This is a genomic window from Cryobacterium sp. (assembly GCF_025463825.1).
Taxonomy (GTDB): Bacteria; Actinomycetota; Actinomycetes; order Actinomycetales; family Microbacteriaceae; genus Cryobacterium.
This window is the reverse complement of record NZ_JAODBG010000147.1, coordinates 1-9,869: the sequence shown is the minus strand read 5'-3', so window position 1 is coordinate 9,869 and position 9,869 is coordinate 1. Positions and strand designations below refer to the sequence as shown.

10 protein-coding genes and 1 pseudogene are annotated in these 9,869 nt (G+C 71.5%); 4 read left to right on the top strand and 7 right to left on the bottom strand.

The window, feature by feature from the left end; all coding sequences use genetic code 11:
* Positions 1–213 (top strand): annotated as a pseudogene (locus JWP54_RS17600) (HNH endonuclease); the annotation flags it as partial.
* Positions 214–307: 94 nt separating this feature from the next.
* Positions 308–928: a hypothetical protein gene (locus tag JWP54_RS17595; protein ID WP_297374930.1), complete on the top strand. Its 621-nt coding sequence runs from the start codon at positions 308–310 to the stop codon at positions 926–928.
* Positions 929–931: 3 nt separating this feature from the next.
* Here the strand turns inward: JWP54_RS17595 and uraH are convergent, their stop codons facing one another.
* Together uraH and uraD are read right to left on the bottom strand one after the other, a co-directional pair.
* Positions 932–1,276, bottom strand: a complete 345-nt coding sequence (gene uraH, locus JWP54_RS17590) for a hydroxyisourate hydrolase (protein WP_297374928.1) — start codon at positions 1,274–1,276, stop codon at positions 932–934.
* Positions 1,273–1,824 (bottom strand): 2-oxo-4-hydroxy-4-carboxy-5-ureidoimidazoline decarboxylase, encoded by a 552-nt coding sequence (uraD, locus tag JWP54_RS17585; protein WP_297374925.1) that lies wholly within the window; start codon positions 1,822–1,824, stop codon positions 1,273–1,275. The genes uraH and uraD overlap by 4 nt, the downstream gene beginning before the upstream one ends.
* A gap of 78 nt (positions 1,825–1,902) precedes the next feature.
* On the opposite strand from uraD, the gene JWP54_RS17580 reads away from it, so the two are divergent.
* Complete coding sequence (locus JWP54_RS17580) at positions 1,903–2,646, top strand: NTP transferase domain-containing protein (protein ID WP_297374922.1); 744 nt, start codon at positions 1,903–1,905, stop codon at positions 2,644–2,646.
* Between the two features lie 49 nt (positions 2,647–2,695).
* Here the strand turns inward: JWP54_RS17580 and JWP54_RS17575 are convergent, their stop codons facing one another.
* The 5 genes from JWP54_RS17575 to JWP54_RS17555 form a co-directional block, all read right to left on the bottom strand.
* A complete protein-coding gene (locus JWP54_RS17575; RefSeq protein ID WP_297374918.1) occupies positions 2,696–3,541 on the bottom strand; it encodes a MurR/RpiR family transcriptional regulator in 846 nt (281 codons plus the stop codon).
* Positions 3,538–4,839 (bottom strand): allantoate amidohydrolase, encoded by a 1,302-nt coding sequence (locus JWP54_RS17570; RefSeq protein ID WP_297374915.1) that lies wholly within the window; start codon positions 4,837–4,839, stop codon positions 3,538–3,540. The genes JWP54_RS17575 and JWP54_RS17570 overlap by 4 nt, the downstream gene beginning before the upstream one ends.
* A complete protein-coding gene (locus JWP54_RS17565) occupies positions 4,836–6,047 on the bottom strand; it encodes an alanine--glyoxylate aminotransferase family protein (protein ID WP_297374912.1) in 1,212 nt (403 codons plus the stop codon). The genes JWP54_RS17570 and JWP54_RS17565 overlap by 4 nt, the downstream gene beginning before the upstream one ends.
* A 125-nt stretch (positions 6,048–6,172) precedes the next feature.
* Complete coding sequence (locus JWP54_RS17560) at positions 6,173–7,762, bottom strand: AtzH-like domain-containing protein (protein WP_297374908.1); 1,590 nt, start codon at positions 7,760–7,762, stop codon at positions 6,173–6,175.
* The gene (locus JWP54_RS17555) at positions 7,755–8,837 is read right to left on the bottom strand and encodes an acetamidase/formamidase family protein (protein WP_297374905.1); all 1,083 of its coding nucleotides are present in this window, start codon (positions 8,835–8,837) and stop codon (positions 7,755–7,757) included. The genes JWP54_RS17560 and JWP54_RS17555 overlap by 8 nt, the downstream gene beginning before the upstream one ends.
* Positions 8,838–9,005: 168 nt before the next feature.
* On the opposite strand from JWP54_RS17555, the gene JWP54_RS17550 reads away from it, so the two are divergent.
* On the top strand, positions 9,006–9,713 hold the full coding sequence (locus JWP54_RS17550; RefSeq protein ID WP_367274241.1) for a YoaK family protein: 708 nt from the start codon (positions 9,006–9,008) through the stop codon (positions 9,711–9,713).
* Positions 9,714–9,869 lie beyond the last annotated feature (156 nt).

Sequence of the window (9,869 nt, the reverse complement as noted above, 5' to 3'; positions counted from 1 at the left end):
ATGCACCACCGGCTGAAACACCACACCCTGTGGGCCGTCGAGCAAGAACCCGGCGGCGTGCTGGTCTGGACCTCCCCGGCCGGGCAGACCCACCGCACCTACCCGGACACCTACCTCGGCCCACCCGCCACCCAGGCATCGGCACCAGAAACACCGGCAGCCCCGGCAGCCCCGCCGCCCGACGACATGCGGGACAGTCCTCCCCCGTTCTAACAGCAGGCCCAGTCTCTGGCAGCAGGTGCTCGCCGACCGCTAGGTTGGGCAGCACGACCAGCGCGATTCCCAGTGCTCGGCCAGGAGGGACGTCATGCCCGCAAATTTCTCCGCCCGCGCCTTCCTCTGGATCGGCATCTCACTCCTGGTGGGCAGCGCCCTGTTACAGGCCGCGTTGGACTTCCTGTTCCGGATGGCGGGATCCCAGATCCTGCAGTCCCTCGTGAACAGCTGGTGGTACTCGGTGCTGGACGTCACCAGGGCCCTGTTCGTGCCGCTCGGCCCGTTGATGCTCGCAGCATTCTTCGTCGCCCGCGCGATCGAGCGCAGCAGCGAAGCACCCAGCGCGGTGGCCCCAGGCGCAGTTGCAACAAACACAGCGGTTCCAAGCACAGCGGTTCCAAGCACAGCGGTTCCAAGTACAGCGGCACCCCTCGCGTCCGCACCCCGCACCACCGCGGTCTGGGTTTTCGGCGCCGGCGTGGCCCTGACGCTGTTCGGCATCCTCGTGGCCGGCTCACTGGACAGCTGGCTGATCGCCCTCAACGCGCAGGGCCGCACCAGCCTCGCCCTCGACGCGGTCAACCTCGTGGTGGTGCCGCTGCGCACAGTCGTCCTGCCGCTCGGGCTGGCGTTGCTTCCCGCTGCCGCGCTGGTGAAGAAAATCGAGAGCCGCCATCCGGTCACAACCGCCGCCGAGGCCCCGGCCGAGTAGCGCTCAGCTGCCCCGGTAGGTGGAGTACGCGAACGGGCTGAGCAACAGCGGCACGTGATAGTGCGCCGATTCATCGTCGAGTTCGAAGACGATGGTGACGTACGGGTAGAAGGTCGTCTGCCCCCGGGCCGAGAAATACGAGCCGGTATCGAAGGTGACGCGGTAGCGCCCGGCGGAGACCGCCTCGGGGCCGAGGTCCGCGACCCGGCCGTCGGCATCCGTTCGGGCGGTCGCCAACTCGTGCCAGCTGCCCTCGAGGTGCTGCTCGAGGACGACCCCCACGGATGTCGCGGGGCTGCCCGACACGGCGTCGAGCACATGCGTCGTGACGTGGCTGCGCGGGCTCATCGCGCATCGCCCGTCGGCGCCACTGGGTCGGTTGTTTCGATTTCGTGCACCGAGTCATCCTGCCACTGACGGGCGAGAGTCGCCAACCGGAGCATGGTGATCTCCCGCAACTCCGAACCGACGATGGCGGCCTCGGTGTCATCGTCGAGGGTGAGCCGGCGTTCGAGGTCGGTGAGGATCTCGCGGCGGCTGCGGCCGGCCGCGCGGATGAGGAACACCCGGTCGAAGCGCCGTTCGTAGCGGGTGTTGCCGGCGGCGATTGCGGCCGCCAGGTCTGCGTCGTCGGCGTCCACGGAGACCTGCTCGGCGCGGGAGAAGCCGGCCGCCCGCGAACTGCCCGTCGGCTTCTCGCCGATCCGCGGATGCTCTGCCACGGCCTCGTCGACTTCCGCGCGGCTGAGCGGGGTGGCCGCTGCCCTGGCGGCCTCGAGCAGCGCGGCAGCCGAGCCGAACGGCGCCTGGTCGGTCACATCGTCGGCCCAGCGCGGAACAGCCAGGCAGGCCAGCAGGGCTTTTCTCAGCTCGTCGCCGACAGGAATCGTGGTCATGGGGTCCTCCGGGTGGCGTGTGGCGGGATGGGGAGTGCAGACGGAACGAGAGCGGCCACAGCGTTTACGATGACAGTCATGCGCTTGAACGTCATTCCTCGGGCGGCCGGGCCCCGGCTGGCCGGCCTGGTCTTGGCGGCGGGCGCTGGCGCCCGGTACGGCAGCCCGAAGGCGCTCGTCGTGGATACGACCGGCGAGCCGTGGGTCGTGCGCGCCGCCCTCGCCCTGGCGGACGGCGGCTGTGATCCGGTGTTCGTGGTCCTCGGTGCCGGCGGCGCCGAGGCCGAGACCCTGCTGCGCGGCTCGGTCGGCCGGTTCGACCGGCCGGACCGGCTGCGGGTGGTGCACGCGGCCCACTGGGCGGACGGGCTGTCGGCGTCCCTGTCGGCGGGGCTGGCCGAGCTTTCGGGGCCGGAGGCAGACGCTGGCGGGCCGGATACTGACGGGCCGGATGCTGGAAGGCCAGCCGCCGACAGTGCCGACGACAGGGCCGCCGACAGTGCCGCCGACAGTGCCGCCGACACGGCGGAGGCTCCCGTCACTGCGGTGGTCCTGGTCCCGGTGGATGTGCCGGACCTCAGCGCGGCCACGGTGCGGCGGCTGGCAACGGCAGTGACGCCGGACACACTCCGGCAGGCGCACTTCGCCGGCCGGCCCGGGCATCCCGTGGTGATCGGGCGCGCCCACTGGGCTGCGCTGCGTGCCGGGCTCACCGGTGACACCGGCGCGAGACCGTATCTGCTGGCCAACGGCGTACAGGCGGTGGACTGCGACGACCTCGGTACCGGGCTCGACGTCGATGCGCCGTCGGCACCGGCGTGAGACAGCACCCGAACTGTCGCCCCGTCCACCGGTCGGTTCAGGACTTCGCTCACCACGGTGCTTCGAGCTCGTCGAGGTCCTCGTACACGCTCGTGATGGCCGCGATCCGGGTGCGGCTCTCCCGCACCTGCGCCCCCATCGCACCGGTGGCGAGCAGGTTCACGAGGCTCATGGCCGTGGCGTAGCTGTCGAACGCCGACACCGAGTCCACCGGACACTCCAGCCAGTGCGTGGCCTGGTCGGAATACTTGCGCGCCGACGAGTCGGCGATCAGCACCAGTGGGACCTCCCGGCGCCGGATGGCCGCAACGATTTCGCCGAAACCGGCGATCCGCCGACGGAACCCCATCAGCACCACGACGTCGCGCGGGCCGAGTCCGGCCAGTTCCTCACCGAGCGACTGCCCGGGCAGCGGGGCCAGCCGCACGTGGTCGCGCGCTTGCACCAGCTGCTGCCGCAGATGCAGTGCCAACGGGTAGCTGTTGCGCAACCCCACGATCACCACGTTCTGCGCCGACTGCACCAGCCGGGCCGCGGCATCCAGCCGGCCGTCTTCGAGGGTGAGCAGCAACCGGCGCAGGTTGTCGTGCTCGGCCTCCGCGTGCGCCGCCAGGCGCGACGGGGTGCCGGCGGAGGCTCCCGGGCCGCCGAGCGGAGCGCCCAGGCTGCGCAGGGCCCTGGCGTGGTCGCGCACCTCGGCAGAGTTCTGGAACCCGAGCCGGCGGAACAGCCGCGACACCGTGGCCTTCGACACACCGCTGAGGCGGGCCAGCTCCGAAGCGTTGTACACGGCGAGGTCGCTCATGTGATCGAGGATGAAGTCGGCGGCGCGTTGCTCCTGCGGTGAGAGTTCGCCGTAGCGCCCATCGATGCGCTGCCCGATGTTCATCGTCATGCCGGGTCCTGCGGTGCCGGCATAGCGCCCGGCGAATCCGCCAGGGCCAGCACGGCGGCCTCGAAGGCGTCCAGCGCGGCGGCGACGTCGGCCTCGGTGACCGACTCGTCGGGGTGGTGGCTCACCCCGCCGGCGCAGCGCACGAAGAGCATGCCGATCTCGGTGAGGTGTCCGACGGCCATGGCATCGTGGCCGGCCATCGACAGCAGTTCCAGGGGCTCCCTGCCGGCGTCGGCCGTGCCGGCGCCGGCGGCCCGGACGCCCGCGGCGATCACCCCGCGCATCCGGTCGCTGCAGTGCGCGGCCGGCGCCGAGTGGGTCTGCTCCACCCCTACGTGCAGGCCGCGGGTGTCGCAGATCTCTGCCAGCAGGGCCTCGATCTGCTGCCAGGCCAGGTCGCGGTCGGCGTCGAACCGGCCGCGCAGGTCGAGGCTGAATTCGGCCCGGCCGGCGATCACGTTCACGGCGTCCGGGAACACTTCCAGGTGGCCGATCGTGGCGATCAGGTCGGCGTCGCGGGCGAGGCGTTCGATGGCCACGATGGCTTCGCTGGCCCCGGCGAGGGCGTCCCGGCGGTGCACCCACGGCGTGCCGGAGTGCCCGGCCTTGCCGGTGATGGTGATCTGGAAGCGCCGCGCGCCGGCGATCGACGACACGATGCCGAGCGGGCGGTCCTGCTCCTCGAGAACCGGGCCCTGTTCGATGTGCGTCTCGAGGTAGCCGACGAAGTCGTTGGAGGTACGTGCCGCCCGGCCGATGGCGGCCGGGTCGAGGCCGAACGTCTCGAAGGCGTCGTGCAGGCGGATGCCCTGCTCATCGGCGAGCTCCCACCAGGCGTCGAGCCAGGTGCCGGCCAGCGCGCGACTGCCCAAAAGCGCCGTGCCGAAGCGGGTGCCTTCCTCGTCACCGAAGGCCACCACCTCCAGTGCGAACGGCAGGCTGCGGCCGCTGGCTCGGACGCGGTCGACCACGGCGATGGCGGTGAGCACGCCGAGGATACCGTCGTACCGGCCGGCCGAGGGCACCGTGTCCAGGTGCGAGCCCAGCAGCAACGCCGGCAGCCCGGGAGTGGCTCCTTCGAGGCGGCCGCACTGGTTGCCGGCCGCATCCTGCCAGGTGGTCAGGCCGGCCTCGCGCATCCAGCCGGCGGCGAGGGCGTTCACCGCGGCGTGCTCGGGCGAGAGGTAGACGCGTTGGATCAGGCCGTCGGGCAGGTCAGTGTGGGTGGCCAGCTCGTCGCAGCGGGCCAGCACGGCGGCGGCGCTGGTGCGCGCGGCCAGGTCGCCGTGCCCGGTCATTCGCCGACGCCCGTCGTCGACGCGCGCTCGGCATCCTGGTAGATCTCGTAGGCGGCGCCCACGCCGCCTCCCCCGGTGACGCCAGCCCCGGCGCGGCGCAGCACCTGTTCGAGGGCGGCCAGGGTGGTCAGCACGGTGTCCTTGCGGGCGTTGTAACCCATGGTGCCGATCCGCCAGACCTTGCCGTGCAGCGGCCCGAACGAGGTGCCGATCTCGATGCCGAAGTCGTTCAGCAACTCTCCGCGCACGGCGTCCCCGGTGACACCCTCGGGGATGCGCACCGCCACCACGTTGTTCATCCGGTGGCCCAGGTCGCCGAACACCGCCAGCCCCAGGCCCTGCACGCCGGCGAGCATGGCGGCGCCGTGCAGCCGGTGCCGGTCAACGGCCGCGTCGATGCCCTCGTCCACCAGCAACCGGGCGCACTCACGGGCGCCGTAGAGCATGGTGGTGGCCTCGGTGTGGTGGTTGAGCCGTTTCGGGCCCCAGTAGTCGAAGACCATCGACAGGTCGAAGTAGTTGGAGCGGATGGGGTGCGCACTGACGGCGTCGCCGGCCTCGCGGATGCCCGCCTCGATGCTCTTGCGGGCATTGATGATCTCCACCGCGCGCGGCGAAAAGGTGGCCGGCGCCGAGCCGGACGGTCCGCCCAGGCATTTCTGCAGGCCGGCGGTGACGGCGTCCAGGCCCCAGGCATCCGCCTCGAAGGTGTTGCCGGCCAGCGACGCGGTGACGTCGGTGTAGAACAGCACCCCGTGCGTGGCGCAGATGTCGCCGAGCTCGTCGAGCGGCTGGGCCACGGTGGTGGAGGTGTCGCCGTGCACGATAGCGAGCAGCGCCGGCCGGATCTCGATGATCGCCTGCTCGATCTGGGCGGGCGTGAACACGGTGCCCCACTCGATCTCCCGCACGTGCACGTCGGCGCCGGCGCGTTCCGCGATCTCGCGCAGCAGGTGGCCGAAGCGGCCGAAGATCGGCACCAGCACCCGGTCGCCTGGGCTGATCAGCGAGACGAGCGCCGCTTCGATGCCGGCCCGGGAGGTGCCGTCGATCAACAGGGTCTGTTCGTTGGTGGTCTTGAAGACGCCGCGGTACAGCTCCATGGTCTCGTTCATGTACGCCGTCATGGACGGGTCGTACTGGCCGACGAGCTGGGCGGACATGGCGCGCAGGACCCGCGGGTCGGCGTTGACCGGGCCGGGGCCCATCAACAGACGCGACGGCGGATTGATCGGCAGACTGGAAATGACTGTTTCACCCCTCGGCAATTGTGAATCACGTGTTTCACGTGCTGAGTTTACGCAACAGGTGTTTCAGTCATGTTTCGGGTGGTTCACGAACCCGGTGGGTAGTTCATAAACGCGGTGGCGTGGTCGATGAGCGCCAGGTCGGTGTGCCGCGGTCCCACCAGGCAGAGGCCCACGGGGGCGCCGGCCACGTCGAGGAGCGGCACGGACAGCGCCGGGTAGCCGCCGATCCCGGCCAGGCTGGTCAGAGTCAGGGTGTTCGTGCGGGTCCGGTCGATGGTGGCCGGGTCGGCGCGCCGCGACGGGGCGGTCGACGACGCCGACGGCAGCAGCAGGATGCGTCCGTCCAGCACCGCGTCCAGCCGCGCGCGGATCTCGGCCAGCGCGGTGCGCGCCTCGGCTTCCTCGGCCGGGTCGCTCCGCGAGGCGATCTCGAACCGGCTCGCGACGGCGCCGCCGAGGGCTCCGGGGTGCGCGGTGACCCAGTCGGCGTTGGACCGCCAGGCCTCTGCGGCCTGCACGATGCGGAAGATCCGCAGGGCTTCGGTGAGGTCGCCGACGTCGACCAGGTCGGGGGCGGGAAGCAGGCCGGCGTCGGTGAGCCGGTCGAGTCCGGCGACGAAGGCGGTCTGCACGTCATCGTCGGCGGCGAAAACCAGCGCGCCGGACACGGCGTAGCGGGCAGGGACATCGATCTGCCGGGCTGGCTCGAGCGACGCGGCGGCGGCGGCACGCAGCACGGCGGGTCCGCGGGTGAGCCAGCCGACGGTGTCGAAGCTGGGCGCGAGCGGCAACAGGCCGGCGCGGTCGACGGCGCCGTGGGTGCTGCGCAGCCCCCAGAGCCCCTGGTAGGAGGCCGGCACGCGGATTGACCCGGCCGTGTCGGTGGCCAGGCCGATGCCGGCCTGGCCGAGGGCCACCGCGGCGGCGGGTCCGCTCGAGGAACCACCGGGCAGACCGCCGGGCACCCGCACGTTGGGCGGGGTGCCGTAGTGCTCGTTGTCGCCGGCGATGCTGTACGCGAACTCGTCCGTCTGGGCGATGCCGCGCACGCTCGCGCCGGCGCTCAGGAGGGCCGTGACCGCGGGCGCGGTCGCCGTGGCCGGCACGGACTCGCGCAGGTAGGTCGGGTTGCCTGCGCCCACCGGAAAACCGGTGATGTCGAAGAGGTCCTTCACGGCGATGGTCTCGCCGGCGAGGGGCCCGCCTACGGCGCCAGGCGGCGTCGCGGCGACGAGCGGGGTACCCACCAGTCGCCACACGGTGGGGTAGATGGCGGCGGGCGGGGCGGCCACCTGGGCGACCTCGACCTGCCAGGCGCCGGTGCCGGAGAGCGCCCAGAGCTGGGTCACCAGGCCGGCGCCGCCGGCATCCGGAGCGTTCACCGACACGATCAGGGCGTGCCCAGGGTCGATCACCCGAACGTGCAGGGCGCGGATGCCCCGGGCCACGGTGCCGTTGCGGGCGCCGCGGAAGCCACGAATGGCGTCGTGGCCCACCAGCAGTCCGGTGGCGTCGCCGCGAAGGGTGTGCTCGCCGGGGGCGAAGAAGGCGTCGAGGGCGGCGAGGTCGTTCGTGGCCAGGGCCTCTTCGTAACCGGCGAACGCGGCGAGCAGCCCGTCGGGCAGTTCACCGGTGACCGTGGTGGGGGTCGGCACGATCACGGGCTCAGACATCGAAGTCCGCCGTCCGGATCCGGGCGTGCACCCCGGCGACGAGGTCGACCACCTGCGAGATGTTGAAGTCGGTCGCCGCGCTCAGGTAGGCGTAGGCGAGGGTGCGGTCCATGCCGTACCGGGCCGCGAGCAGGTCGATGGCGGCGCGCACGCACTTGCGCACGGCCTCGTCGAGGTCGGCGTCCAGGCCGGTCGGCACCAGGAACTCTGCTGTCTCGGCCAACGGGCCGACCAGTTCGCCGAAGGCCGCGACGGCGTCGGCCTGGGTCACCACGTCGAAACGGATCGTCACTCGCAGCGATGCCTCCATGGCCGTGAGCGCCACCTCCCCGTCGCCCTGGGCGAAGTGCGGGTCGCCGACGTAGGCCAGCGCACCGTCCACCTGCACCGGCAGGTAGAGGGCGGACCCGACGGTGAGCAGGTTGATGTCGATGTTGCCGCCGTGGGCGCCGGGCGGCACCGAGTGCGGCCGTTCGTCGCCGGCGACGGCGACGCCCATGATGCCCAGGAACGGACGGAGGGGGAAGTGCACGCTGCGCGCCCCGCCCGGCACCAGGGGCAGGGTGCCGACCTGGCCGGCCGCGGTGTCCTCGAGGGCGGCGAACACGCTCACGTTGCCCTCGCCGAGGGGGTACTCGCCGGGCAGCGCACCGCGGCCGTGCCGGTTGGAGATCACGCCGTACGGCACCCGCGGGGTGGCCTCGAGCACGGTCATCTTGAGCAGGTCGCCCGGTGTGGCGCCGCGCACGTGGATCGGACCGGTGACGAGGTGCGGGCCGTCCACCCGGGGGTCTCGCGGGTCGTCCGACGCGGCCAGCAGCACGGCGTCGTCGAGCACCGCGGCGCGCTCCACGCCATGGCCGGCGAAGTAGGCCACGGGATCGCGGCCCTGGTCTTCGAGAACGCCCTCGTGGCTGATCGTGTCGATGGTGACCTCGGTGCCGGCGTCGATGACGAGCGCCGGCGCATCCGTCGCGCAGGGCAGGCGCCCCCAGAGCACGGTGTCGACGGTGGCCGGCAGGTACTGCGCGGCGCGGATGGGCCCGGTGCCGGGCTGCAGGATGGCGAATGGCATGGGGTGCGCCTTTACGGATCGGGGGCAGGGCGGATCAAGGGCAGAGCGGATCGGGTCGGAACGGTTGGCGCCGGTCTGGCGCCGATCCCGTTGGTCGAGAATAGCGCCCGTTTTGCGCGCACTGCGACCAGCCGCTACCGTGACAATTCCCGAGCCGATAGGACCACCGTGGCCACTACTCCCGTCATCCACCGCCTGCGCAGCCGGCCGGACAACCTGCACCTCGGTCTGATGCTGGCCCTGACCTTCTCCACCGGCGTGGCGGATGCGGTGGGCTACCTCGGCCTGGACAAGGTGTTCACCGGCAACATGACCGGCAACGTGGTCATCCTGGGCATGGCCCTGGCCGGCGCCGACGACCTGCCGGTGGTGGGCCCGCTGATCGCCCTGTTCACCTTCATGGTGGGTGCCGCGATCGGCGGCCGGGTGTTGCGCCCGGTGAAGGCCGGCTGGACGACACACTCGACGGTGCTGTTCGGCGCCGTCGGCGTGGTGATGGCCGCGCTGGCCATCGCCCTCTTCGCACTGGGCGGCAAGCCGCCGGCGCCGTTCGACCTGCTCATCACCGGGTTCCTGGCCGCCGTCATGGGGCTGCAGGCCGCCGTGGCACGGCACATCGCGGTGAAGGATGTCACCACCGTCGTCGTGACCAGCACCATCACCGGCTTCGCCGCGGATTCCTGGTTCGGCGGCGGCAAGAACCAGCCCTGGTTCCGCCGCCTCGCGGCCATCGTGCTGATCGGGGTGGGAGCCGGCGTCGGAGCCCTGCTGCTCATGGTGCACATCGGCTGGGGCATCGCCCTCACCGCTGTGATCACCCTGGCCGTCACGGCCATCGGCCACGCCGCCGGCCGCCCCCACCACGCCCCCCAATAAGGAAATAGTGCGGCAATAAGGATCCCAGTGGGGATCTGATCCTTATTTCCTCACTATGTCCTTGGTGCGAATGTGAGGTCTAGCGGAACAGGGACACGACACCGAGCATGACGAGGGCGAACAGCGGGAAGAGCCAGTTGGTGACCACCATGGCCA